Here is a 25,549-nt window from a genome sequence, read left to right as displayed (position 1 = left end):
CAATTGAATAGTGGATATTCTAACGAGATTAGCGATTTTTTGCTGAGCTTTTATTGAATCATCCGGCATTTTATCGTATGGGGATTAGACGATCATCAAACTGTTTTTCTTCTGCATCAACTCGACAATTTCATCGGTTTCAAAACCAAAACGCCAATACAACAGCTCCAGAACATCCAGTTCATCTTGGGTAATAATACGATCATTCCACAAACATAATTCTGCAATGCCTAAAATACTCAGACGGTCACGTAGCAGCAAACCCGCAATATCATTCAGAATTTCGGCTAAATCAATCGGCTCATCCGAAATTTCAGCATAAATTTCCAGTTCTTTTACAGTTAATACCCGTTTCAGGATTTTTTCACGCACATCAAGCTGATTGTGGCTATTAATTTGCTGCACATGCAATAAGGCATCAATCAAACGTACAATATGCGGTTTCACCTCATCCAAAGACGTTGGAGTATGAATCGGTAAAAGATTCAATTCATGTTTCACATATTCAAGCAATAAAGCATCCAATAAACCAATTTCACCATCTTCCTGAATAATTCGCGCCAGTTTCATCAAAAACTGACGTGCAATGGTCGCTGGCATAGAGCCAATATTTTTACATGCCTCGCGAAAGATCGAGATATGAACCCGTCCATCTAAATGCAGTAATGAATCCACAATGGCACGGCTGACTTCGGCTTCAGCCGGAATAAATTCACGGTACTGCCGAATCATTAAAATGGCCACCATCACTTCCCGTGAACCCGTAGCAGTCTGCAATGCACGCTGGATTAATTCAGGACGCTGCATATTGTTTCGAATTTCTGGATTTAAGGGTTTAATGGCATCCTTCAGGGCAAAACTGATCGGTGATAGACGCAGCAATGGCAAGGGTTGCGGGGAGCTCCAGGGTATATAAACTTCACTGTTCAGCTCCTCAAGCGAACGGAACAGGCTAAATAAGGGCTGATTGCGTAATTTCTTCAAATTTTCAAGCTGTAAATCCTGCACTAGACCAGGATTCAACTCATAAATACGTTGATCAATACGCGGATGAATATTCATCCAATTTTGTGGACCTAAAGAATTGGCAAAACACATATGCGAAATGGATTCTGCATATTCGCTATGAATTTGTGATCCTGAATGATGTACATGAATTCTCAATAAGGTTTGCACATTGGCATCATTTTGAATCAGACGCCTGGTTTTTTGATCATTCTTAAAAGTGCGACTACCGAGTGAAATATATTTAATAAAACGGGTAATCAAAACCCCTAAACTCCCAACCAACCAGATCAGCCCACCCATAGCTACAAAGAAAGTTGCAAGTTTATGCCTATATGCCCGACCATGCTTGGTAAAGCCTAATTTGGCAATTTTACTGCCCCACTGGCTCAAAGTCGTCAGGCTGCTGTAAAGAATTTTTAGACGCGTATTTTCAGCTGTTTCACCCGATAAAATTTTATTGAATTCATGACTTAACAGACCATAAAGTTCCAGTTCATCCAGATTCTGCAAAGCACCCCAGGTTAAAATGATCACAATATCACGTGGATAAAATCCGGCCGTCAGTGCATTTACCCCGACTTCATCAGGCAACACATATACCGTAGGTGTATCAATTAAAAAGGTTTCAGCCAGCTGTTCAGTAATTTTTAAGGCTATACTTTCTTCAGGAATACTTTCGATTAAGTTTAAACGACGAGCTCCCATCTGTTTCGCCAGTGAATGCCCACCAGAACGAAAAACATAGAACTCATACCCTATAGAAACAGCCATCACACTCAGTAATAAAGCAATCAAATAGGGACTTAACACATGCCAGAAGATGGATTGAGTTTGATCAAAATAAAAAACATTCAACCCCAAAATGGTATTTAAAATAAATAATGTCAGCAACACCGCGAGTACACAGATACTTGCAGACCAAATCATATTTTTGTTTTGAATAAAAGAATAACCCGCACTCTTCAATGTAAAGTTCCTTTATTACATTGTATTTATCTACTCATCATAAATTAAAAAAGCGGGAATTTCCCGCTTTTCATCGCATGCCAGAAGAATTTATTCTTCTTTCACGCCAGTCAAGTCCACTGACGCCGCATCAATATTGACATCAATATAACCGTCTTGAGCTTTTTTAGCAGAGTCATTACGCTTACTTTCCAGTTCCTCCAGATAAGCTTCATCGATACCGCCCGCTACATACACACCATCAAACACCGAACAGTCAAATTCCTGTAATGCTGGTACCTTGTTGGTACGAACTGCGCCTTTTAGATCTTCCAGGTCCTGGAAAATCAAACGGTCTGCACCAATAATTTCACGGATTTCTTCAACACTGCGGTTTGAGGCAATCAGTTCCGCTTTTGCTGGCATATCAATACCGTACACGTTTGGATATTTTACCATCGGTGCAGCCGAAGCAAAGAATACTTTTTTCGCCCCGGAATCACGTGCCATTTGAATAATTTCGTTACAGGTGGTACCACGTACAATCGAGTCATCCACCAGTAAAACGTTTTTGCCTCTAAACTCCAGTTCAACCGGGTTGAGCTTTTGACGTACCGATTTCTCGCGTTGCTGCTGACCCGGCATAATGAAGGTACGTCCGATATAACGGTTTTTCACAAAACCTTCACGGAATTTAACACCCAAACTATTTGCCAGTTCCAAAGCGGAAGTACGAGAAGTATCCGGAATTGGAATCACCACGTCAATGTCATGCTCATCACCCCATTCACGGATAATTTTGCTGGCAAGCTTTTCGCCCATTTTTAAACGTGCCTTATACACTGAAATGCCGTCAATGATGGCATCTGGACGTGCAAAATATACATATTCAAAAATACAAGGACGATATTCAGGATTTTCAGCACATTGTTTGCTAAACAGCTCACCCTTTGAAGTAATCAAAATAGCTTCGCCTGGTTCAATATCACGTTCAACTTTAAAGCCTAAAGCGGTAATCGCTACAGACTCGGAAGCAATGATATATTCAAGGCCTTTTTCCGTTTCACGAGAACCATAAATCAATGGACGAATACCGTTTGGATCACGGAAGCCAACCAGACCATGTCCAGTAATCATGGCAACCACACCATAGGCACCTTTACAGCGCTCATGTACACGTGTCACCGCATTGAATATATCTTCCGGCGACGGATTCAACTCGCCACTTTTCTGCATTTCATGAGCAAAAACGTTTAACAGTACTTCAGAATCCGAATCGGTATTCATGTGACGAAGATCTGTTTTAAACAAATCTTCATGAATTTCTTCAGCATTGGTCAAGTTACCGTTATGCGCCAGGGTAATTCCGTAAGGCGAGTTCACGTAAAATGGCTGTGCTTCTGCACTGCTCGAAGAACCCGCTGTCGGATAACGCACATGACCAATACCGTAATTCCCTAGCAATGCACGCATGTGACGCGTATGGAAGACATCTCGTACCATACCGTTGTCTTTACGCAGGAATAGCCGCCCTTTATGACAGGTTACTATTCCGGCTGCATCCTGACCACGATGCTGTAACATCGTTAATGCATCAAACAACATTTGGTTAACGGGTGACTTACCAGCTATACCAACTACTCCACACATAGCAACCTCGCAAACAAGCTAGGATTAATAAAAAGGATTATTTGTTGATTCGCCTGTACGCGCTGCATGCTTCTGCGTTTTTTCAGACGATGAGTCGGAAGATGACGCTGCGTCTTCAGACTTGATATGAGCAAGTGCCCCTTGCGCCGCTTCTTTAGAAAGTTCGGTCGCCCAGGGCGCATACGGAATAAGGAGTTGTACAAATTTAGACTGTTTCCAGTGAGGAGAACTTTCCACCCAGGGACCCAGGCCCTGCATGGTGATGAGTACAATCAATAAACCTTTTAAAGAGCCAAAAGCACCACCTGCCAAACGGTTCAATGGGCCGAGTTTCAGGCTCTTCAATACTTTGTTCAGAAATGCGGTGACAATCCAGGTTAACACCACCATGACCAATACAATAAATGCAAAAGCTGCTATTTTTTGTACCACTGGATCTCCACTGAGCGAGACCATCGAAGGTGCCAGGATGGCTGCGTATTTTGCACCGATGACCAGCGCAAGAACCCATCCTACCAAGTTCGCAAAGGCTGAAACCAATCCTTGTCGCAAACCGTTGAGCCCTCCAATGAGCAAGATAATCAGTATAAAGATATCCAGTGTATTCATGGTGTGTTTAAAGCATCAATACAATCTTTAATCAGGGCTGGACCTGTATATATGAGGCCACTATAAATTTGTACAAGGCTGGCACCCGCCTGTTGTTTCGCAACAGCCTGTTCGCCCGACAAAATCCCGCCTACCCCGATCAATGGAATCTGACCTTTTAATACTTTAGCAAAAGCAGCAAGACAAGCGGTACTTTTTTCAAATACAGGCGCACCGGACAAACCACCCGCTTCATTGCCATATTTCAGGTTTTCCACCCCTTCACGAGACAAGGTGGTATTGGTCACAATCAAACCATCAATTTTAAACTGGAGCAATTGTTTCGCAATGAACTGGATATCTTCGTCGGTCAGATCAGGAGCAACTTTAAGCACTAAAGGTACATAATGCTGATACTCTTCCGCCAGTTCAAGCTGACGTTTTTTCAAGGTTTGCAGCAATTCTGTTAACGCATCGCCGCTTTGCAGGCTGCGCAAATTTTTAGTATTCGGCGATGAAATATTGACCGTGATATAGGAAGCGTAGTTATAGACTTTTTCCAGACAGATCAGATAATCATCTACAGCATTTTCAACCGGGGTATCGGCATTTTTACCAATATTAATGCCCAAAATACCTTTGAATTTTGCTGCCTTGACATTTTCAATCAGCTTGTCTACACCGTCATTATTAAATCCCATACGGTTAATAATGGCCTTGGCTTCAGGCAAACGGAATAAACGGGGATGTGGATTGCCCGATTGGGGACGTGGTGTAATGGTTCCAATTTCAATAAAACCAAAGCCCAGCCCAGCCAGAGCATCAATATAAGCGCCATTTTTGTCCAGACCAGCTGCCAAACCTACCGGATTGGGAAATTCAATTCCCATACAGGTCACAGGTTTGGACGCTACGTTTTGACGCATCATGCCCATGCGATGAGCTGATTTCAATAACGATAGTGTGAGCTCATGTGCACGCTCTGGTGCTAAAGAAAACAACAAAGGGCGGGCAAGAGAATACAACATATCTATAAAAGTCTACTGCTTTTTAAGTCGGCATATTATAGGCATAGCCCGCAGAAAACGCCATGCTTCACAGATCTTTATTTTTACCCTTTATTGCACTGTCGCTGTTAATTTAATCTGACCAGCATCAGAAATTAGTTCTATTTTCTCAAGGCTTAGACCCATTTGTACTAATTGGGTTAAAAAATTTGCCAAGATGGCATAATTTTCATGTGCCGCAACAATCTGGATTTGCTCACCCGTTTGCTGGGAAGCCACCGATAATCCCTGCTGCTGGGCAACACGCTGAACCTTTTCTGCAGCAGTTAACTGCACGTCATCTGCAGGTTTCATGGTGACTGCATTACTCTGCATCCATACAATCATATCCTTAAGATCATTGACCCGATTCTGCTGTTTATTCGCAGCGGCATGCATATACCAGAGTGCCGAACCAATAACCGCAATCACAACAAAAATAGTGGTAAAGATCACCATATAACGTTCACGTTGCGACAGCTGGTCCAGATAATCCGTGACTCTTTCAATGAATTGATCAATCGAGTTTTGCAGTTTTTCTGATGTATTCATTATTGTATTTTCACCAATCCAATTGCACCTGGACCATTGGGCTGAACAGTGCCTAATTCTGCCTTAAAGCCTTGCTGATTGAGCTGCTGGGTTAAATTTTGCAAAGCAGCCGCAGAATTGGCTTTCAATTCCATATTTAAAATAGAAGCTTCATAATTGATACGATTAGCCACGATCTGATTTTGCATCAGCACTGGACCAATCCGGCTTAGCAGCTGTAAAGCTTGAGTATTGGCACTTTTATTTAAGCGTACATGACTTTCAAACTGGCTTTTTAAATTCTGCTCGGTCACACGACTACTCTGTCCAAACCAGTACTTATACTGATCAATCGCTTGCAACGCAGTCTGGTCTGCCACTTTTTTATATTTATACCAGCATGTTGCATCATAGCCAAACTGGACAACAATAGCAGCAACCAAGACAGCAGCACAGGCTTTCCAATAACCGGACATAGCCTGACTGTTTTTAGCTTTAGGTAGAATATTAAAAGGATGAAGTCGCGCTTTTTTTAATACCGGTATTTCATAATGGAAAGATTCAATCTGTTCCTGCGTCACCATGGCTTCAAGGCTTTGCATTTGTTCAGCGGTAAAATTACTGATTTTATAAGATTGCCCCGAAGGCTGATAATCTAAAAACAGTGCCAGATCATCCACCGAATTGCCCATAAATTCACTTTCACGCACCAGCAAGCGCCCGGACAGGTTCGCAATGATGATCTGCCCCACTTCTGGAGCTGGTAAAATGAGAAAATCGGGCAATAAGGAAGCAACTTTAACCGGGATTAAGTTCAAAGCATGTTGCAAGGTTTCAACCGTACTATTTGCCACACCCAAAATGATTAACTGATCGGGATTTTGAAAATGATGCAATATTTTCATGGAATCGATGGGCAAAAGCACAAATTCTTCTAATAAATATTTAACCCCATCCGTACCCAATTTCTTGTACTGGGGCCTGGATAGACTCTGTTGCAGCATTTGTACATCACGACTGGGAAAAAATACCACAGCTTCTTGTCCATGATAGCCTTGAATATCTTGAATTAATTGTTCAAGACTAAAGGCCTGAGACCAACTCTCTCCAGTTGACCAGTGCCAAACCCCATTGGCTTCAGGCATCCATAAATACAACATCAATATTTTTCTGCCGTTTTAATTAATATTCTATACATTTGGAATAAAACTTTTTAACTGTGTTGATAATCCTGTTGCAATCACTGCTTGTTCATATATCCGCGCTTCAGCCAGAGCATACGGATGAGAAGGTTCTGCGGTCAACAATGATGCCATATGCGCCACTACATTCATATGACACACCACCACAATAGACTCATAAGGAAGCTGAGACAGCCAGTCTACTGCCAATTTTGCATCATCATCCGGCTTAATCTTATTGCACACCAGTACCGGTACATCACGAAAATAATGTTGTAAATGTGCCAGGGTTTCCTGCGCACGCAATAAAGGACTCACCACAAAAGCATCAGGACGAATGATATCCTTTAAATATTCTGCAGTGAGTTGGGCTTGCACATGTCCACGCTCGGTCAAAGGACGCTTATCATCATTGCCATGCACCGCTGGAGCGGCTTCACCATGACGGACTAAGGTAAGTTGCATAAAAAATTCCTTATTTTCAAATATGCATCAATTATAACCAAGCTTTATGAACGCAATAATATGATTTAAAATTACACTTCATTGTGAGGTAAAACAAATTCCACATCACTACGATGACCATTTTTCATAAGTGAAAGTGCAATACTTAAAGGCGGTGCACCTTCAAAAATCACATCATATAATGCACTGGTAATGGGCATATAGACACCTAATTCTTCCGAACGGCTACGCACTTGCACAATGGTATTGATCCCTTCAGCAGTTTGGCCCAATTCTCTGGTGGCCTGCTCCAGGGTCTTGCCTGAACCTAAGGCAAAACCCACCTGATAGTTACGGCTGAGCGGACTATTACAGGTTGCAAACAAGTCACCCACGCCAGACAATCCCAGGAAAGTCAGCGGGTTTGCACCCAGTTTCACCGCAAAACGGCTCATTTCTGCCAGTGCACGGGTTAAAATCATGCTCTTGGTGTTTTCACCCACCTTATAAGCCGCAGCCATACCCATGGCAACAGCATAGATATTTTTTAACGCCCCGCCCAGCTCCACACCATGCACATCATCGCTACCAAAAACACGGAACAATGCGCTATGCAACGCTTGCTGTACGGCATAACGCACCAGTTCCGATTGGCTGGCAATCACCGTTCCCGCAGGTTGCCCGGCCATAATTTCCTTGGCCAGATTCGGTCCTGAAAGGACACCATAGGGAACCTGAGGCAATTCTTCACGAATGATATCGCTCATGAAATGAAAAGTTTTTGCCTCAATGCCTTTGGTTAAGGAAATCACCGCCTGCGAACTAATAAAAGGCTTAATTTGTTTCAGTACATCGCGAAAAGAATGGCTAGGAATAGCCACCAAAATAATGTCACGATTACAGACAACTGTTTCTAAATCCGATACCGCTTTTAAACCCGGCTCCAAAACAAAATCGGGTAAATAGCGTTTATTGATATGGATCTGATTAATTTCTGCTGCCGCTGCCTCATCACGAATCCAGATCATGGTATCACAACCATTGCGTACAGCAGTATTGGCCATTGCCGTACCAAAACTGCCACCGCCCAACACGGTCACACGCAAGGCCGTTTTTTGATCAACCACAACCGGTTCAACAAGATCTGAAAATTTCAACTCTGACATTATTTTTATATCTCAACTCATGATTCAATACAGTTACTTATTCCAGTAACTGACATAGTTTTGTGTATCCACTGCTGTACGCGCTGGAATCGCTTTCGCTGCCGTTCCAATATAAATAATTCCAGAAATTAAATCATCTTCTGATAGTCCCAGGCTTCGCTTCAACAACGGCGACTCAACCACCGCTCCGCTACGCCACATGGTTGAAAAGCCTTGTACCTGTAAAGACAACAAGAAGTTTTCTATTGCCGCACCCGAACTTAAGGTTTGTTCAAAATTAGGCACTTTAGGATGGGGCTGAAATTGGGTTAATGCCAAAACCAGCAGCGGTGCACGAAATGGATGGTTTTTTACCCGATCCAATTGAACAGAATCAGTTTCACCCAAATCCGCCAAAGCCCTGGAGAGCAACTCACCAAAAGCTTCACGCTGATCACTCGGAATCACCACAAAACGGGTAGGCTTTAAACGATGATGATCTGGTGCAGTCAAAGCCGCCTGAAAGGCTTTTTCCAGTTGCTCTGCATTCGGCGCAGGCTCAACCAAATGCCCAATCGACTGACGTTGATGAATATTTTGATGAACCGTATCTACCGCTGAATCCGTCATTGACTTTGATATCTGTGTACTAAATATTTCATCAAGATTAGCATAATCTTGTTTAGATACTCTAGAGCGTTGAGTGAATGTCTACTCCACAATAGCTAACTTAACCAACTTTCAGTCACAAAGAGTTCATATAAAGCTGCATATTTCATACAAGTCCTTCAAAAATCATTCAAAAAATCATGTTCAAATAATTCAAATTCTTTTTAAAACAATCTCAGGGGAAAAAGATGAAACAAGTTTTTGCACTCGCTTCTGTTGCCGTTGCTGTCGCCTTAACTGCCTGTACATCCAATCCAACCACCTCATTAGCGATTCAAAAAGAAAATAATCAATATGAAGTGACGGGTATCGGTAAAAGCAGTTTAATTTCTAAAAATAATGCAATTACTGCAGCCAATAATACCTGTGGTAAAAAAGCCACGCCTGTTATCGTGAATGAAAAAACTGAATACAACGGTGCCTTAAAAGGTGTCGTCGATGAAAAAACCGGACAAATGATTCAGGCTGCAACTACTGTACTGGGTACCTTGGCTGGCAAAAGTAGCAGTCTGGCACGTGATGAAGACTACCAAACCATCCTGACCTTCACTTGCTGAGCTAACTAAGAAACCAAATCACAGCCTGCCTCATCTTATTTATTCAATACAACTATCTAGGGCAAAAAAAGCCGCTTCAATAAGCGGCTTTTTTGTTTATCGCATTATTTAATGCTGAGATAAATATCTTGAAAATTAACAATAACCTTCAAGACGGGTTAAAGGCAATTTCTGACCAATGGCTTTTTCAATTTCCGGAAGATAGAACGCATCATCTTCAGACAGGAAACTGATACTTACCCCACTACTTCCCGCACGACCGGTACGGCCTATACGATGCACATAATCGTCAGACTGCTCAGGAAGGGTAAAGTTGATTACATGCGAAACACCGTCCACATGAATACCACGGCCTGCAACATCGGTCGCGATCATAATATTATGTTGGCCGTTCTTAAACTGATCCAGCATTTTTAGGCGCTTGTCCTGTGCAATTTCACCTGACAACATCACCACTTTATAGCCGTCTTTTTTCAGGTGATCATAAAGCTTACGTACCTGGTCACGACGGTTAGCAAAAATCATGACTTTTTCAATCGGCTCATCACGCAAGATTTCTTGCAACAATTTATATTTATCAGTTTTGGCAACCATATAAACGCGTTGCTCTACATCGGCATTGGTTTTCTTTTCCGGCTCAATTTCCACAGTCACCGGTTCGAACAACCACTGTTGCGCCAGATTCAATACATCATAGCTAAAGGTGGCAGAAAACATTAAGGTTTGACGCTGTTCTTTACGCGGAGAAAAACGCACAATCCGTTTTACCGATGGAATGAATCCCATATCCAGCAAACGGTCTGCTTCATCAATCACCAAAAATTCAATCTGGTCCAGCCAGACTTCTTTTTGCTCAACAAAATCGATTAAACGGCCTGGCGTCGCCACAATAATATCGACAAAATTTTTATCCAGCTGCGCTTTCTGCTTATCAAAATCTACCCCACCCAGCAAAGTCACCAGATGTAGATCGGTAAATTTGGTAAGCTCTTTGGCATCACTTTCAATCTGCAAAGCCAGCTCACGTGTAGGCGCAAGAATCAGCGCACGTGCTTCGCCACGAAAACGTTGCTCTTTAATCGGATTATTGAGCAAATCATTAATCACACTCACCAGGAAAGCCGCCGTTTTTCCTGTACCGGTTTGTGCACGACCAATGGCATCATGTCCAGCCAGAGTGAATTTTAAAACCTTTTCCTGAATAGGTGTCATTTCTTTGAAACCTAAAGCATCAATCGCCTGTTTCAGTTTCGGATGTAAATTTAAGGTTTCAAAACCAGATGACATATAAATGTGCTCTAACTTAATGATCAGGAAAAATAGGAATCTATTATAAACAAAAACGCCCCAAATTACATTGGGGCGTTCTCATGAATAATCAGGCGATTAGTCTAAAGGTTGTACTTCTTCAGCTTGGAAGCCTTTTTGACCTTTAACTACGCTGAATTCAACACGTTGGCCGTCACGAAGTGAACGGTGGCCGTCACCTTGGATAGCGCGGAAATGAACGAATACGTCGTCGCCGCCGTTACGTTGAATAAAGCCGAAGCCTTTAGTGTCGTTGAACCATTTAACTACGCCTTGTTCACGAGCTGTCATAAGTTAATCCTCATTGTATTTAATTAAAGGACCACCCGGTGTTGCAAACAGCAGAGTAAACAAGGTTTAAAAATAATTATTATTTCTAAGCTTGTAATCATTCTGTATTACTATTAACAAAATCCCGGTTACATCCATTGCAATATCCAATTTTAAGACATTTAAAATGCTGTCATAAATTTGAATACGCAACGAGCTTAACACGGGTTTATGACAATTCATACTGTTTTTTTTGATTAATCTTCTTTTTGATTCAGCTTCTTTTTTACTAATTATTTCCTTATTTTAGATAAGTACTTTTATGTTGAAGTTCTATAATTTTATTGGGCTTTGGCACTAAATTTGCTAATATTTATCGAAATTGAATTAGATATTAAATGCGATGAATGATCTGACCAATTCGGTAATAATCATTGATGCCATGGGCAAGCCTTGCCCCATGCCGTTATTGATGCTTAAGCGAGCGATCAAGAACAAATCGGGCGGCATATTTTTACTCAAATCTTCAGATCCACATAGTCAGCAAGATGTAACGCGTTATTGTTCAATGCATCAAATGAACTGCAATATGACTAAAATTTCTGATTTTGAATATCACTACTTAATTGAATCTTAATTATTTTCAATTAAACTAGAACGTTTCAAATGTGCATAAAAAATTACATTTCTCTACCCAAATTTCCTAAACTCGCTGAAATATTGGATTAAGATAAATTTATTAAGATGGTTATGTCATCCAACTCTCAAGGAGAACACATGAGTGACAGCAGCAATCAATTGATGCCCCTGTCATTATCGGCACCAGGGGTAAATCTCGGTGCTTATATAAGTACTGTCAATCAGATTCCTATTTTAACGGCTGAACAAGAAAAAGAGTTGGCCGAACGCTACTTTTACGACCAAGATTTAGATGCTGCGAAAATGCTCGTGATGTCTCATTTACGTTTTGTAGTTCATATTGCCCGTAGTTATGCCGGTTATGGTTTGCCGCAAGGCGACCTGATTCAGGAAGGCAACTTGGGCTTAATGAAAGCAGTGAAACGTTTTGACCCAAATATGGGCGTGCGCTTGGTGTCATTTGCCGTACACTGGATTAAAGCTGAAATTCATGAATACGTGATCCGTAACTGGCGTATTGTTAAAATTGCTACGACCAAAGCTCAACGTAAATTATTCTTTAATCTACGCAGTTTAAAAAAATCCAGTAAAAAACTCACTCTGGATGAAGCACAATCCATTGCCAATGACTTGAATGTCACACCTGAACAGGTGCTGGAAATGGAAGGCCGCCTGACCGCCTACGATGCTGCTTTTGAAGCGCAAGGCGATGATGATGATGAAGGTTCAACCCACGTCGCGCCAGCCTTATATCTGGAAGATAACCGTTATGACCCGGCACGTCTGGCTGAAGAAGACGACTATGAAGAACAAAGTACTTCTGCCCTGCATGATGCCATGGATCAACTGGATGACCGTTCGCGTAACATTTTACAGCGCCGCTGGCTGGATGATGAAAAATCGACGCTGCATGAACTGGCCGCGGAATATAATGTGTCTGCCGAGCGTATTCGCCAGCTTGAAAAAAACGCCATGGAAAAAATTAAAGTGGCCATGTCTTCCAACTAGATGACCGAACATATGCAAGGTATTTCGAAAAAAGGGCCAAGTGCTCTTTTTTCATATGCAGGCTGCAGTAATGTTGCTTTTTGCCTTCCGTGCAAGTACCAGAATATGCTAAGTTATGGGGCAAATTTACTCAGGTAGTCATTGCTTATGTGGATTGCAATTTCAGCCCTCAATTTAGCTTTTGCTGTCATGCTTGGTGCTTTTGGTGCCCATGGCTTAAAAACTCGTGCAACAGAAGCTCAATTGGCGTGGTGGCATACCGCAACTGATTATTTTTTCTATCATGCGCTTGGACTTTTGGCGCTGGCCATTTTAGCCAGAGTCATTCCCCAACTTCCCATTAAAGCCAGTTTTATCCTGATTCAGGTCGGTATTTTCTTTTTCTGTGGTTCACTCTATGTCATGGCCTTAGGCCTACCCCGCGGTTTAGGAGCAATTACCCCAATTGGCGGCGCTTTAATGATTGCAGGCTGGCTGGTACTGGCATGGAATGCCTTTAAATACGTGAAATAGAATAAGGGAATTAACGATGCAGATTTATTTGAATGGCGAAGAAAAAAATACCTCATGCACTAATTTACTAGAATTAATTCAAGAACTTGAACTTGAAGGTAAACGTTTTGCTGTAGAACAGAATGAAATGATCATTTCCAAAAGCAAGTTGGCACAGACCCCAATTTGCTCTGAAGATCATATTGAAATTATTCATGCCGTCGGTGGCGGTTAATCGGAGCTCCCATGGAAGACACCCCACTTATAATTGGTTCTCGTACTTTTAATTCACGCTTATTGGTTGGTACAGGTAAATATAAAGATTTAACTGAAACCGATTTAGCCATTCAGGCCAGCGGTGCAGAGATTGTCACGGTCGCAATCCGTCGGGTCAATATCGGCCAGCATCCTGATCAGCCGAATTTGCTTTCTGTAGTCCCACCAGAAAAATATACCATTCTGCCTAATACCGCAGGCTGTTTTGATGCCAACAGTGCCGTGCGTACCTGTATGTTGGCGCGTGAACTGCTGGATGGGCACAACCTGGTGAAACTGGAAGTGCTGGGTGATGAAAAAACCCTTTACCCGAATGTCACTGAAACCTTAAAAGCAGCACGTACCTTAATTGACGACGGTTTCGAGATTATGGTCTACACCTCGGATGACCCGATTATTGCTCAGGAATTGGAGAGTATGGGCTGTGTGGCGATTATGCCTCTGGGCAGCCTGATCGGTTCAGGTTTAGGCATTTTAAATCCGCATACCATTTCGATTATTAAGGAAAATGCCAAAGTTCCGGTACTGGTTGATGCCGGTGTTGGTACTGCCAGTGATGCCGCGATTGCAATGGAACTGGGCTGTGATGGCGTACTGATGAATACCGCCATTGCCGCTGCGCAAAATCCGGTTTTAATGGCCTCGGCAATGAAAAAAGCTGTTGAGGCTGGTCGTGAAGCATTCCTTGCTGGCCGTATGCCACGTAAACGCATGGCCAATGCCAGCTCACCTGAAACCGGTTACTTCTTTAAATAATTTTAATTCAACAATAAAAAAGGCGATATAGATCGCCTTTTTTATATTTCAAGAAAATGCACTTAACGGTTTAGCCTTTTCTGCATAATCCGGATTTTTACATCTAATACATCATTTTTAACTTGCTGCTGGTAGGCTTGCATATGTGAGGTCTGTAAATGTGCATTTAAATGTTCAATACTTTCCCACTGTTCTAACATGATAATTGAATCAGGCACTTTAGTCTGATAATGAACATCTGAATCATGATCTACCAGTAATTCATAACCGTGACAGCCTTCTTCCTGCAAAACAACAGGTGTTATGTTCCTAAAGGCATTTAATACATTTTCACGATGTTGAACACCCGGGCGAATCTGAATATCTGCAATCACAATCAACATAACCTGCTCCCTAAACAACCCATCAATTAAGCAAAAATATTCATCAGATGTTGATGATAGTCATGTTCATATTGAGCAACATTGGGCATCTTAATCACATCATTCACAATGAAAGTTTCTAAACTTTGCATACCCAAAAATTGATTGGCTTTATGAAAGGGCAGATAAACCCCGTCGACCCCGACACCCTGAAAAAATTGCTCAGGATCATTAAACGCTTCGATAGGTGCATTCCAGGTTAAGGACAACATATACTTTTTATCGTGAATGAGACCACCCGAACCATATTTTTTCGATGCGTCCGAACGCGATCGGCCATCACTGGCATATAAAGTGCCATGCCCTTCGGTAAAAATATCATCCATATATTTTTTTACTGTCCACGGCGCACCCATCCACCATCCAGGCATTTGATAAATAATGACATCTGCCCATACATATTTTTGAATCTCTTCCTGAATTTCATAGTCACTATCTGCACGGGAAATTTTAACGCGATGCCCCAGCTCGCCAAGCACAGTATTTGCCAACTCAGTCAAGGTGTCATTTAACTCGCCATTTGAGTGTGCAAACTGTTTGGCCCCATTCACGATCAGGATATTACTCATTTATTCGCCTTGAATCATATATTTTCATGAGGCCAATATACTTAAATACCTTATTGATAAAAATTCATGTATTTGCAAAATACTATTGATAAAAAATCAATAATAAAATTATTGATCAAGCAACTTCCAATCAATTTTTAAACCTAAAAAAAGCACCCTCAGGTGCTTTTTCAAATCAATGAAGAGAATTAAGGAATCAAGCCTTCATCTCGCATGGCAATCTGTACTGATTGACGTTCTGCCACTTTATTACGCAGGGCAATAATATTTTTATACGGCGTAAGATCATGACCAATACCATTCGACCAGTTTGTGAGTACAAACAGATAAGCATCTGCCGGACCAAAGTTATCATCTACCAGATAATCGTTATCTGATTCGCCAATTGCTTTATCGATATAAGTCAATAAACGGTCGATTTCGGCATAAGCTTTTTCTTTCGCTTCTTTTTCTAGGGGAGCCCCAAAGAAAACTGCATAAGCATCATGTAATTCTGAGTTTAAATATCCTAACCATTCCAGAACTTTGGCACGTCCTAGTCCTGATGGTGGAATCAAATCTTGTTTAGGGTCGTGCTGAGCAAGGAAAGGTAAAATGGCAACGTTTTCAGTAAGAATCAGACCCGGATTAATTTCTAAGGCAGGAACATAACCTTTAGGGTTAATCTCGTAATAATCTGTTCCTTTTTCAGTTTTATGTGTTTTTAAATCAACGCGCTCCAAGTCAAAATCAACATTAATTTCATTTAAAATAATGTGTGATGCCAAAGAACATGCACCTGGAGAATAATAAAGCTTCATACCTGATCCTTGTTATATATCTATTCACTGTTTTAAATTGCTTCTAACAAACTTTCAAGTGATCAAACCTGTAAATTGCAAAAAAGCATAAATGTATAAAAATCACTTACTCTTTGAATATTGTATAAATCACGCATATTTTCAAGTCAAACTCGTATGCTTTTTTGACTGAACTTGTTTTACCATACGCATCTTTAAAATTTGTGAAATCAATTAGCGTGATTAACCTGAAAAAAGAACAATGGTTTTCCAATATCCGTACCGATGTATTGGCGGGTCTGGTGGTAGGTTTAGCCTTAATTCCCGAATCCATCGCTTTTTCGGCGATCGCAGGTGTTGACCCGCAAGTCGGCTTATATGCCTCTTTTTGTATAGCCATAACGATTGCTTTTTTTGGCGGTCGCCCTGCCATGATATCTGCGGCTACGGGTGCCATGGCATTATTGATGATTACCCTGGTGAAAGATCATGGGCTGCAATACTTATTGGCTGCCACGATTTTAACCGGGATCATTCAGGTGATTGCAGCCTACTTTAAAGTGGCAAAACTGATGCGTTTTGTTTCGCAGTCCGTAGTTTATGGTTTTTTAAATGCCCTTGCCATTTTGATTTTTGCCGCACAACTGCCGGAAATGAGCAAAATGGATAGCTTAGGCTATTTATTTATGGCACTGGGTCTGGGCATCATTTATCTGTTTCCTTATTTGCCCAAAATTGGCAAAACCCTTCCCTCACCTTTAATCTGTATTGTGGTACTGAGTGGTTTAGCTATTTTACTGGGTGCCGACATGCGTACCGTCAGTGATTTGGGACAGTTTCCGGATACTTTGCCGATTTTCCTGATTCCAGACATTCCGCTGAACTTCGAAACGCTGCAAATCATCTTCCCTTATTCCATCACTCTAGCCACGGTCGGTTTACTGGAAACCATGATGACCACAACGGTAATTAATGAGGTGACTGAAACGGAATCCGACCGTCATCAGGAATGTCGCGGCCAAGGGATTGCCAATATTGTCAGTGGCTTTATGGGCGGTATGGCAGGTTGTGCCATGATTGGTCAGTCCATCATTAACGTATCTTCAGGTGCACGTACCCGACTGTCAACTTTAGTGGCTGGCGTATTCTTGCTTTGTCTGGTTGTTTTTTTTAAAGACTGGCTGGCTTATGTGCCCATGGCAGCATTGGTGGCGATTATGGTGATGGTAGCCTTCACCACTTTCCAATGGGACTCGGTTAAACAGTTCCGTCAGCATCCTGCCGCATTTAATGTGGTGATGATTACTGTGGTGATTGTGGTACTGGCAACACATAACCTGGCTTTGGGCGTGTTGACTGGTGTACTGCTGTCTGCACTGTTCATTATCAACAAGCTGGAAAGTGAAGTGAAAGTACAATCGACCTTGCACAATCAGCAACGCCACTATGTGATTACCGGGCAAATCTTCTTTAGCAGTTCAGAAAAATTCTTCCAGTTTTTTGACTTTAAAGAAAATATTTCCAAAGTTGTGATCGATCTGAGTCATGCCCATGTTTGGGATATTACTTCAGTGAATATGCTGAATAACGTGGTGCAGAAATTTAAAGATCAAAATATTGAAGTTGAAGTGATAGGCTTGAACGAAGCCAGCAGCACCTTGATTGATCAATACAATCAATCTTCATAAAAGATAAACAGCTTTCGGGTTCTTTTATTTTTAAAGCTACTTTTAGCGACCGAAAAAACCGAGAAAAGTTTGACTTGTCAGGCTCAGGACTTAAAATACCGCATTCGTATTTTTTACATTTGCCAAAATTATGTCGAACGATCCATTAGACCAGCAAGTCGTAGAGCTGGACAACTTGAATGAACATCGCGAAATTGTCACTTTTATGCGTCGTTCATCTCCGCTGAATACCTCTCAACGTACTGCGCTTGAACAATATGGTCACCTAATTTTGGAATATCCGGTGGGTGATTTACGTCAGCAGTTTGAACATCCAGAACGTCCGCTTACTGTAGAAATCGGTTTCGGTATGGGACGTTCACTGGTGCTGATGGCGAAAGCCAACCCTGAGCGTAACTATGTCGGTATTGAAGTGCATGTTCCGGGTATTGCGCAATGTGTGTATGAAGCGGGTATGGCAGGCTTAACCAATCTACGTTTGCTTGATGCCGATGCCATTCAGGTACTGCGTGAAATGCCTGACAACAGCATTAACGCGATCCAGCTGTATTTCCCTGATCCATGGCAAAAGAAACGTCATTTCAAACGTCGCTTTGTATCGCATGACCGTATGCCACTGGTTGAACAGAAACTGGAAATGGGCGGTACTTTCCACTCAGCAACGGATTGGGAACCCTATGCTGAATGGATGCTCGACGTTTTGGATAACCGTCCAAATCTTGAAAATATGGCAGGCAAAGGCAACAGCTACCCTCGCCCGGAATGGCGTCCGCAAACCAAGTTTGAGCGTCGCGGCTTAGAGGAAGGTCATAAAATCAATGATTTTCTGTTCAAGAAAATCAAATAACCTTAATTGACAGCATAAAAATGGCTCATATCAATGAGCCATTTTTTATACTCAAAGTTTAAGCTTTTATCGCCATATAACCTTGATAGAACAAAATCTGGGTAAACCCCTGCACAGCTTCAAAACCACTCGCTTTCAGTTGTTCAAAAGTTTCCTGCTTCGATAACGGATAAAAATCATCTTCTAGACGCTCCAGCATGACCGCAGCCTGTGAAGGCGTTAAGCCATTGGCCTCACATAGATATTTGAGGGTCTGCAACTCCTGCTCCGACTTGATTTTGGTCAAGTCAAAAGTGATGAATATGCCTTGAGATTTTAAACGTGAGGAAATGGCTTTAAAGAACTTGGGCTTCTCTAGATAAGCCACAAAATGCGTAACCAGAATGGACAGTGCCGCATCGTAAGACTGGTCCGTTTTTAACTGGTCTACATCACCCAATACAAACTCCACCCGATGCAATGCATTTAAGGCGTGGATATGATGTTTGGCTTTATCCAGCATGTTTTGCGACAACTCTGTTGCGGTAAAAGTCCATTCAGGAAACAACTGGACCAGATGACCCAGCTCATAGCCGGTACCACAACCGACAATCAGCACATGTGCATACTCATCCACATAAGTTTTTAATAAAGCCGTAATTTGCTGATGTACCACTTCATAACCAGGAATGAGCTTCCGGATGTGTAAATCATAACCGTCTACCACATACTGGCTATTAAAATCCTTTGCCATAAGTGCCTCCCTTTACAATGCATGACCTGAATTTATTTAAGTTTAAGTGACTCATCAGGATGATGCGATTGCAAAATCTGTTGGCTCATCAGATTGTAAATATTTTTCAAATCTTCCCGTTTGGCATCATCCAGCATCTGTTGATGCATATTCAGGATATTTTGATCTCCCCGCATTGCAGGCCCGGTCTGCATCTGCTTAGGGTCATGCTGTACAGCTTTATGGGCGGTTTCCAAAATTAACGGGTAAAGCAGCGAGAAATCGACTTGCTGTGCATCGACCACCTGCTTCGCCATGTCATAACAATAATTGCTGAAATTACAGGCAAATACAGCCGCCAAATGCAGGCTTAAACGTTGCGCCGATGAATATTGATAGACTCGTGAACTTAAGCTATTTGCTAGATTGGTCAATTGCGCCAGATCATTCTGCTGGACTGCTTCCACAAACAATGGCGTGGCCTGCCAATCTACTTCTCGGGCCAGGCTAAAAGTTTGTAAAGGATAAAATACTCCGGCACGTGGATGAACCTCTGCCAGAACTTGAATATCGGTACTGCCTGAGGTATGCACAATCAAGACATCGGCTAATTGTGCATGCACCTGTTGAATGACCTCAGCAATTACTTGATCGCTCACTGCAATAATCACCAAATCCACATCTGCTTGAAGTTCTGCAATATTGACTATTGCCTGTGCAGTGACCTGACTTGCCAAAGTCTGGGCATGTTCTAAAGTCCGGCTATAGATCTGTACAATTTGATGATTTTGGCTTAAAACAGCAGCCAGATGATGCGCCACGCGTCCCGCACCAATAAAACTAATTCGCATACCTAAGTTCACGTTTTACAATTCTGTACAAGCATGCCAATAATAAAAGGACGAATCAATTCGTCCTTTTATTTAATTGCAATTCAATATGTATGGATAAGTGTACTTTTTTTAAACCGAGATAAAGTTGACCTTTCACTTATTACTGCTTATTGACACCCTGCTCATCCACTTCACGCACCACACCTGTTTCGGTATTTAATACTTCAAACTCAATACGGCGATTTTTAAATTGTCCTTCAGGCGTTGCATTATCTGCTACAGGTTGCTGTGAACCATAACCCACCGCCTGCAACTGCGCAGGATCAACGCCTTGTTTGACTAGGTAATCCACAACGGCTTGAGCACGTTTTTGCGATAATGCTTTATTCACCTCTGCATTCCCCACGGCATCTGTATGCCCTTTAACAGTTAAATGGACCTGTGGCGCGCGTTTAATCAAGGCAGAAGCCTGATCCAGAATCGATTTATTGGCATCTGGAATCTCGGCACTTGCGGTAGCAAAATTGATAATCTGCATATTCAGTGCGGTTGCAATATCCAGTGCACGAATCTGCTCTGGATTAATTTCCGCCAATGCTTGTTCTGCATTGCTATTACCGGTAGCAATGGCAGTATTGGGATCTACAACTGCTGATGCACTCTGCAGTCCAGCCGGAGTCAGTACAGTCATGTTTTTCGTTAGGGGACGAATTTGAGCTGCAAGCTGTTCAGCATCCGCCGGATGAGCAGTCTGAATGAAGAGCTGATCTCCCATCCAGGTTAATGAGACATTAGGTACACCTTTGACCAGTTTCAATACGCTTGGAATGACATCCTGATCGATAAATTCTGAATGATAACGGCTATTGTTTTCTACACCACAACCGATATTGTGATTAAAAATCTGTTTAATTTCTTGTTGTAAAATATCAATATAATTTGCATTACCGGAATAGAGCTGACATGTGATTAAATCTCCTGTCGAACCGGTACTGAGTTGCAATTTTGCCGGTTCACTACTCGCTGTTTCAGCAGGTATACCACTGGCTGGAGTACTTTCTTTTTTATCTGAACACGACTTAAAAATAAATGCCAATAGCGCAGCTAAAATAAGGAAAACAATCAAGGGAATTAAAAAACCTGATTTCTTTTTTTCCTCAATGACCTGATAAGGGTCAACGGGGGGCACTTGATGTAAAGTTTGCCCCGATGCAGTATCCATCCCTAAAGCGCTGAGGAGTGCGGGAGCCCAATGTGGCAAAGCACTGAATACTGCGGGCCAATGGCTTGCAATAAGATGGGTAATGGCACTAGGTTCGGAAGATCCAGCCTCATCTTCCAGTACTCTCAAAGTTGGTGCTATAGAACGATTGAGCGTTGATTCGATTGTTTTAGTCGGCACCGTGCCTGAAATCTGTTGCAAAAATTCCTGCTTTAAAGAGGGGTTGATGTTGAAGATATCGCCCAGTCTTGGATTTAATTGATTCTGTAAATTTATAATAAACTCGGGTTTAGATTTGAAGATAGATAACAAAATGGGGATAAAACTACTTAAGGCCTGACTTTTCTCACTCAGGTATTCGGTTTCACCCTCCAAAACCGTTGCAGACACTTTCTGCCTTAATAAATCAATCAAATCAAGATTCATGGCTTATTCCTCTTATTGTCTTTTTATCATGTCCTTTTTAGTCTATTGGTTCATTTTTTAAGCAGTGTAATGAATTGTATTATTTGAATACTATTATTTTTCAATAATAAAAAAGCCAGCCGAAGCTGACTTTTTTAAATTTTAAACACAATCTAATCGCTTAAGCCGCAAAAGTTTTAATTACTTTACCCACCACTTTTTGGTTAATCAGCGGGGTATTTTTGCCTTGAGAGATAATGCTCTCTTTGCTAACTGTCCACTCAAGTTGAGGATCTAGCAAAGCCCAGCCCGCTTCTTCAGTCCAGCGTTCTAGCATGTTTGCTACTTTTGCCGGTGCAACGGTAACTTTGTGTACCCACTCTAAAGGCTCAAACAAACCTTCATTAATCAGTTGAATGCCAAAAGGTACAAATGTATCAAATGCAGTAAAACCTGGTTGGGTTTCAGCAAATGGCGCCATTTTTGCAGAACTGCTCAGTGGTTCATGGTGAGTCGTAATCGCATCAATGATGCCATCTTTCACACCCTGACGCAACAATGCTTTATCTTGTTCAGAACGTAAAGGCGGACGTACATGTGCAAGTGAATTGAAACCATCAATCAGCTGATCGGTCAGATGTAACTGGTGCATAGCCACATCACAAGTTACTGGCAAACCTTTTTCTTTGGCGATACGAATCAGTTCTACTGAAGCACCGCAAGACAATAAGCCGAAGTGAGCACGGACTTTAGTCGCTTCAATCATCAACAAATATTTGGCAATCGCAACGGTTTCTGCCAAGGCTGGAATCATCGGCAAGCCCTGACGTGAAGCAATAAAACCTTCATGTACACAGCCATCTTTGGCAATTTGTGGTTCTTCTGCATAGAACACGACGGTCATATTCAACCCTGCAGCATATTCCAGGGTACGAATCACTACATCATCATCAGCAAACGGCGCATTGGCATTGGAAACTGCTGTACAGCCACCCTTTTTCAAGCCAGCCATATTGGCAGGTTGATTGCCTTTCAAACCTTGCGTTTGTGCACCAATCACTTGCAAATAAATGCCGCCATCCAGCATGGCTTTTTCAACTAGGCCATGAATGAGTGCGCCATTATCCTGTACGATTGGTTTTGAATCTGGTGGGGTAAATACATGCAAAATGCCATTTTCACGTGCCGCCTTACCTTCAGATTTTAAGGTCCCATGCTGTTGCTGACCCGGTTCACGCAAACGCGCACACAAATCTACCATGGTAGGCATCAGCCATTTGCCTTGCCCGTCAATGATTTCAGTGACATTAGCAGTTTCAGCAACCCGTTTGCCATTTTCAATATATACAGTCTGTACGCTGTCGGTTTTGTTGATGGGGTCCAAGGCACGTACATTTTCAATTTTTACAATACTCATGACTTTCCCTTATCCTGCAACCGCTTCTAACAAACCTTTTTCCTGCAACTGACCTTGCATTGCCAGAGCCAATACCGCCATACGTACTGCAATACCGTTGGTCACCTGATGCAGAATCACTGACTGGGTGCCATCGGCAATACTGGAATCAATTTCTACACCACGGTTCATTGGACCCGGGTGCATCACGATGCAATCCGGTTTCGCCATAGCCAGACGTTCTTTGTTCAAGCCGTACATTTTGTAAAATTCAGCTTGTGAAGATAGCGCTGGAGAATCAATACGTTCGTTTTGAATACGCAGGGTAATGATCACGTCGCAATCTTTAATGCCTTCTTCCATGTTGTTAAATAGACGAACACCTTCGCCATATTCAGCAAAACCATAAGGCAGCAAGGTATTTGGCGCAATCACACGGATATCTTTACAGCCTAAAGTTTGCAGTGCCGCAACATCTGAACGTGCTACACGTGAATGCTTGATGTCACCAATAATGGCAATGCTGATATCTTCAAAATTCTTTTTGGTTTCACGGCGAATGGTCAGCATGTCCAGCATTGCTTGTGTCGGATGTGCATGACGGCCATCACCGGCATTAATAATGGCAACATTCGGGCAGACATCTTTAGCAATAAAATGCGGCGCACCTGAAGATGAATGACGCACCACAAAAATGTCGGTTGCCATGGCTTCCAGATTCCACAAGGTGTCACGCAGGGTTTCGCCTTTAGAGGTACTAGAACGCGCAATATCAATGTTGAGCACATTGGCAGACAGACGTTTTGCTGCAGCTTCAAAAGTGGTACGAGTACGGGTAGAATTCTCGAAAAACAGGTTCATCACCGTACGACCTTCAAGAAGATTATTGGTGATCAGCTGATTTTGGTCATTAAAAAAGGACTGCGCAGTGTCCAATATTTTTGTGAGTGTTTCTTTAGAAAGACCCTCGATGGTGAGGAAATGTTTTAAGTTACCATCTTGGTTGAGTTGAATCTGGCTCGGAGTATGCAATGCCGCCAAGTGCATGAGAGATTCCTTATACGTTAAGTCAACGTATTATACAGAGTTTAAGCGATTTAAATAGTTCAGCTTGATCTTACTTGTCTAAAAAGCAGCTCGGTATTTGGAATAAAAAATATAATTCCCATTTAATTTTTCAATAACATAAATTAACCATTCAATGATTTAGCCATCTGATTTTAAAAATAAAAACAGGTAACTCAGCCTGATTCCGAGTTACCCTAGACAACTAACGTAAAGCCCCTATGTAGCGGTTTGCCCCTTGTGCACGCTCTATGTCTTCTTGAGTAGGTTCAACCGAAATTAATTCTTCATGTTGCGTGAACTGAATTTCATTTTCGGGTTCTTCATCAGTTTTTAGTCCCAGCACTTTAGTCAAACGTTCAACCAGGCGAAGTAATTCAGGGTCTTGTGTCTGTTTCGCCATTACCATCACATGTTCGGCATATTCGACATTCTCTGTAAGATAGCTTGCATCAATCACACGCCCTGATACCCGTCTTAACCGTGCATAAATAAGTGTTGCCACTGAAAAAACTTCATTTGTAATGATTACACTTTCTGACATTTGTCATTCCCATCTCTAAAAAAAGAAAGTGAGGCATCAAGTGCTCTCCTTGATCAAGCAGCCTCACTAGGCTATGCAGCAATATTTGTACCAATATAAAAAAAGCTCACATGATTCAACATATGAGCTCTCTTAAAATGATGTTTTTATTATATTTTAGAATAGGCTAAAACTTACATGACCTTCGTCAAAAACTTTTTTATTGGCATTATTTTCCTTAGAAAGACGAATCTGTTGATCTTCTCCATTTATAAGTTCACGATCATCTTGTAAGTCTAAAAGCGCTCGCAAACGCTCCACATAGCTTGCAAGCTCTGGATCCTTTGTCTCAAGTGCAAGTGTGACCACATGATGTGCATAGGAACGATCCTGCATTAGACCTCTTGCGAAAGTCAAAACCACCTCAATCTAAGTTTCATGAGATATTAGAACTTAAACCGTTTTTCAGATTCTGAATTTAAACGCTTGGTTGGCGTACCTCGACCAGTTTTTACCGAAATGGTAGAGGTTTTAGAAAAAGCAGAATCACTCAAAAAGAAATCAGGTCGTCCTCA

General features: G+C 41.9%; 29 protein-coding genes and 1 pseudogene. 9 read left to right on the top strand and 21 right to left on the bottom strand.

The window, feature by feature from the left end:
• Positions 1-84: 84 nt before the first annotated feature.
• From FTT83_RS08235 to FTT83_RS08195, 9 genes are all read right to left on the bottom strand, one after another.
• Complete coding sequence (locus tag FTT83_RS08235) at positions 85-1,935, bottom strand: M48 family metalloprotease (protein ID WP_373423497.1); 1,851 nt, start codon at positions 1,933-1,935, stop codon at positions 85-87.
• A 129-nt stretch (positions 1,936-2,064) separates the two neighbouring features.
• Positions 2,065-3,603, bottom strand: a complete 1,539-nt coding sequence (purF, locus tag FTT83_RS08230; RefSeq protein WP_086195555.1) for an amidophosphoribosyltransferase — start codon at positions 3,601-3,603, stop codon at positions 2,065-2,067.
• 24 nt (positions 3,604-3,627) lie between these two features.
• On the bottom strand, positions 3,628-4,212 hold the full coding sequence (locus FTT83_RS08225; protein ID WP_180041771.1) for a CvpA family protein: 585 nt from the start codon (positions 4,210-4,212) through the stop codon (positions 3,628-3,630).
• Positions 4,209-5,219, bottom strand: a complete 1,011-nt coding sequence (locus FTT83_RS08220) for a quinone-dependent dihydroorotate dehydrogenase (protein WP_180176514.1) — start codon at positions 5,217-5,219, stop codon at positions 4,209-4,211. Before FTT83_RS08220 ends, FTT83_RS08225 begins: the two co-directional genes overlap by 4 nt.
• 90 nt (positions 5,220-5,309) lie before the next feature.
• A complete protein-coding gene (gene gspM / locus FTT83_RS08215; protein ID WP_086195558.1) occupies positions 5,310-5,789 on the bottom strand; it encodes a type II secretion system protein GspM in 480 nt (159 codons plus the stop codon).
• On the bottom strand, positions 5,789-6,928 hold the full coding sequence (gene gspL, locus FTT83_RS08210) for a type II secretion system protein GspL (protein WP_086195559.1): 1,140 nt from the start codon (positions 6,926-6,928) through the stop codon (positions 5,789-5,791). The genes gspM and gspL overlap by 1 nt, the downstream gene beginning before the upstream one ends.
• A 30-nt stretch (positions 6,929-6,958) precedes the next feature.
• Complete coding sequence (locus FTT83_RS08205) at positions 6,959-7,414, bottom strand: histidine phosphatase family protein (protein ID WP_180176513.1); 456 nt, start codon at positions 7,412-7,414, stop codon at positions 6,959-6,961.
• 71 nt (positions 7,415-7,485) lie between these two features.
• Entirely contained in the window at positions 7,486-8,559 is a 1,074-nt protein-coding gene (locus tag FTT83_RS08200; protein WP_180176512.1) for an NAD(P)H-dependent glycerol-3-phosphate dehydrogenase, read from the bottom strand.
• Positions 8,560-8,592: 33 nt separating this feature from the next.
• Positions 8,593-9,168: a nitroreductase family protein gene (locus FTT83_RS08195; protein ID WP_180174449.1), complete on the bottom strand. Its 576-nt coding sequence runs from the start codon at positions 9,166-9,168 to the stop codon at positions 8,593-8,595.
• A gap of 227 nt (positions 9,169-9,395) precedes the next feature.
• On the opposite strand from FTT83_RS08195, the gene FTT83_RS08190 reads away from it, so the two are divergent.
• On the top strand, positions 9,396-9,764 hold the full coding sequence (locus FTT83_RS08190) for a hypothetical protein (RefSeq protein WP_180176511.1): 369 nt from the start codon (positions 9,396-9,398) through the stop codon (positions 9,762-9,764).
• A 135-nt stretch (positions 9,765-9,899) separates the two neighbouring features.
• On the opposite strand, the gene rhlB is transcribed toward FTT83_RS08190, so the two are convergent.
• On the bottom strand, positions 9,900-11,051 hold the full coding sequence (gene rhlB / locus FTT83_RS08185; protein ID WP_086195564.1) for an ATP-dependent RNA helicase RhlB: 1,152 nt from the start codon (positions 11,049-11,051) through the stop codon (positions 9,900-9,902).
• 99 nt (positions 11,052-11,150) lie between these two features.
• Entirely contained in the window at positions 11,151-11,363 is a 213-nt protein-coding gene (locus FTT83_RS08180) for a cold-shock protein (RefSeq protein ID WP_004648643.1), read from the bottom strand.
• 382 nt (positions 11,364-11,745) lie between these two features.
• Here FTT83_RS08180 and FTT83_RS08175 point away from each other — a divergent pair, with 382 nt between their 5' ends.
• From FTT83_RS08175 to FTT83_RS08155, 5 genes are all read left to right on the top strand, one after another.
• Positions 11,746-11,979 (top strand): sulfurtransferase TusA family protein, encoded by a 234-nt coding sequence (locus FTT83_RS08175; RefSeq protein WP_180041784.1) that lies wholly within the window; start codon positions 11,746-11,748, stop codon positions 11,977-11,979.
• Between the two features lie 140 nt (positions 11,980-12,119).
• The gene (gene rpoH, locus FTT83_RS08170; protein ID WP_086195566.1) at positions 12,120-12,989 is read left to right on the top strand and encodes an RNA polymerase sigma factor RpoH; all 870 of its coding nucleotides are present in this window, start codon (positions 12,120-12,122) and stop codon (positions 12,987-12,989) included.
• A 147-nt stretch (positions 12,990-13,136) separates the two neighbouring features.
• Entirely contained in the window at positions 13,137-13,502 is a 366-nt protein-coding gene (locus tag FTT83_RS08165; RefSeq protein WP_086195567.1) for a DUF423 domain-containing protein, read from the top strand.
• Positions 13,503-13,518: 16 nt separating this feature from the next.
• Positions 13,519-13,716 carry a sulfur carrier protein ThiS gene (gene thiS / locus FTT83_RS08160; protein ID WP_180041786.1) on the top strand — a complete coding sequence of 66 codons (198 nt, stop codon included), beginning with the start codon at positions 13,519-13,521 and terminating at the stop codon, positions 13,714-13,716.
• A gap of 11 nt (positions 13,717-13,727) precedes the next feature.
• Positions 13,728-14,513, top strand: coding sequence for a thiazole synthase (locus FTT83_RS08155; RefSeq protein WP_131272734.1), 786 nt, complete (start codon positions 13,728-13,730; stop codon positions 14,511-14,513).
• Between the two features lie 62 nt (positions 14,514-14,575).
• On the opposite strand, the gene FTT83_RS08150 is transcribed toward FTT83_RS08155, so the two are convergent.
• The 3 genes from FTT83_RS08150 to FTT83_RS08140 form a co-directional block, all read right to left on the bottom strand.
• Positions 14,576-14,896 (bottom strand): putative quinol monooxygenase, encoded by a 321-nt coding sequence (locus tag FTT83_RS08150; RefSeq protein ID WP_180176510.1) that lies wholly within the window; start codon positions 14,894-14,896, stop codon positions 14,576-14,578.
• A 26-nt stretch (positions 14,897-14,922) separates the two neighbouring features.
• On the bottom strand, positions 14,923-15,504 hold the full coding sequence (locus FTT83_RS08145) for an NAD(P)H-dependent oxidoreductase (protein WP_180176509.1): 582 nt from the start codon (positions 15,502-15,504) through the stop codon (positions 14,923-14,925).
• A gap of 188 nt (positions 15,505-15,692) precedes the next feature.
• A complete protein-coding gene (locus FTT83_RS08140; RefSeq protein WP_092818456.1) occupies positions 15,693-16,304 on the bottom strand; it encodes a glutathione binding-like protein in 612 nt (203 codons plus the stop codon).
• Positions 16,305-16,522: 218 nt separating this feature from the next.
• Here FTT83_RS08140 and FTT83_RS08135 point away from each other — a divergent pair, with 218 nt between their 5' ends.
• Complete coding sequence (locus FTT83_RS08135) at positions 16,523-17,971, top strand: SulP family inorganic anion transporter (RefSeq protein WP_180176508.1); 1,449 nt, start codon at positions 16,523-16,525, stop codon at positions 17,969-17,971.
• A 130-nt stretch (positions 17,972-18,101) separates the two neighbouring features.
• Complete coding sequence (gene trmB / locus FTT83_RS08130; RefSeq protein ID WP_092818457.1) at positions 18,102-18,818, top strand: tRNA (guanosine(46)-N7)-methyltransferase TrmB; 717 nt, start codon at positions 18,102-18,104, stop codon at positions 18,816-18,818.
• A gap of 58 nt (positions 18,819-18,876) precedes the next feature.
• On the opposite strand, the gene FTT83_RS08125 is transcribed toward trmB, so the two are convergent.
• The 7 genes from FTT83_RS08125 to FTT83_RS08095 form a co-directional block, all read right to left on the bottom strand.
• The gene (locus FTT83_RS08125; protein ID WP_180176507.1) at positions 18,877-19,551 is read right to left on the bottom strand and encodes a class I SAM-dependent methyltransferase; all 675 of its coding nucleotides are present in this window, start codon (positions 19,549-19,551) and stop codon (positions 18,877-18,879) included.
• A gap of 32 nt (positions 19,552-19,583) precedes the next feature.
• Positions 19,584-20,381 (bottom strand): Rossmann-like and DUF2520 domain-containing protein, encoded by a 798-nt coding sequence (locus FTT83_RS08120; RefSeq protein WP_180081816.1) that lies wholly within the window; start codon positions 20,379-20,381, stop codon positions 19,584-19,586.
• 142 nt (positions 20,382-20,523) lie between these two features.
• The gene (locus FTT83_RS08115; RefSeq protein ID WP_180176506.1) at positions 20,524-22,011 is read right to left on the bottom strand and encodes an OmpA family protein; all 1,488 of its coding nucleotides are present in this window, start codon (positions 22,009-22,011) and stop codon (positions 20,524-20,526) included.
• 160 nt (positions 22,012-22,171) lie between these two features.
• Positions 22,172-23,407: a dihydroorotase gene (locus tag FTT83_RS08110; protein ID WP_180176505.1), complete on the bottom strand. Its 1,236-nt coding sequence runs from the start codon at positions 23,405-23,407 to the stop codon at positions 22,172-22,174.
• Positions 23,408-23,416: 9 nt separating this feature from the next.
• Positions 23,417-24,433, bottom strand: a complete 1,017-nt coding sequence (locus FTT83_RS08105) for an aspartate carbamoyltransferase catalytic subunit (protein ID WP_086195586.1) — start codon at positions 24,431-24,433, stop codon at positions 23,417-23,419.
• A gap of 223 nt (positions 24,434-24,656) precedes the next feature.
• Positions 24,657-24,995, bottom strand: a complete 339-nt coding sequence (locus FTT83_RS08100; RefSeq protein WP_166166661.1) for a hypothetical protein — start codon at positions 24,993-24,995, stop codon at positions 24,657-24,659.
• A gap of 156 nt (positions 24,996-25,151) precedes the next feature.
• Complete coding sequence (locus FTT83_RS08095; RefSeq protein WP_180176504.1) at positions 25,152-25,370, bottom strand: hypothetical protein; 219 nt, start codon at positions 25,368-25,370, stop codon at positions 25,152-25,154.
• A 90-nt stretch (positions 25,371-25,460) separates the two neighbouring features.
• On the opposite strand from FTT83_RS08095, the pseudogene FTT83_RS16310 reads away from it, so the two are divergent.
• Positions 25,461-25,549 (top strand): annotated as a pseudogene (locus FTT83_RS16310) (IS5/IS1182 family transposase); the annotation flags it as partial.

This window comes from Acinetobacter sp. YH01018 (genome assembly GCF_013420295.1).
In the GTDB taxonomy this organism is placed as follows: domain Bacteria; phylum Pseudomonadota; class Gammaproteobacteria; order Pseudomonadales; family Moraxellaceae; genus Acinetobacter.
This window is presented reverse-complemented; position numbering and strand designations above follow the sequence as displayed.